The following is a 569-nucleotide window of genomic DNA, read 5'->3' on the forward strand; positions in this document are numbered from 1 at the left end:
ACGCTTGCCGACGTCGTGGTTGTCACGGAGTCTGACCGACGCTCTCTTGGTAGGCCCTGGCTGACGCTTGCGATCGATGTCGCGACCCGCATGGTAGTGGGCTTCCACCTAAGTCTAGACAAGCCGTCTGCGGTTGCCGTGGCCTTGGTGCTGAGCCAAGTGGTCTTGCCGAAGGATCGATATCTGGCGGGGAGGGGGGTCGACCTTGACTGGCCGGTATCCGGCCTGCCGCAGCGTCTTCACCTCGATAATGCTAAGGAGTTCCGTTCTCAGGCCTTGCGCCGCGGGGCCAGCCAATATGGCATTGAGATTGATTATAGGCCGCCGGCAACGCCTCATTTCGGTGGCCACATCGAGCGGCTGATCGGCACGATGATGGGCGCTCTTCGCATCTTGCCAGGCGCGACAGGCCGTAGTGTCGCCGAACGTGGCGACGATCCGGAGGGAACCGCCGTTCTCAGCCTGGATGAACTGGAGACCTGGCTCGTGCATCAAATTGCCGGCGTCTACCACCACACCCTCCATAGCAGTCTCGGCAAGCCGCCCATCACGGCGTGGCGGGAAGCCGT

General features: G+C 62.4%; 1 protein-coding gene. It reads left to right on the top strand.

The window, feature by feature from the left end; translation table 11 throughout:
• Positions 1–569, top strand: a 569-nt coding sequence (locus ASILVAE211_RS25885; RefSeq protein ID WP_227324222.1) for a transposase family protein, incomplete at both ends; no start/stop codon positions are given.

The organism is Acidisoma silvae (assembly GCF_020618775.1).
Classification (GTDB): Bacteria; Pseudomonadota; Alphaproteobacteria; order Acetobacterales; family Acetobacteraceae; genus Acidisoma; species Acidisoma silvae.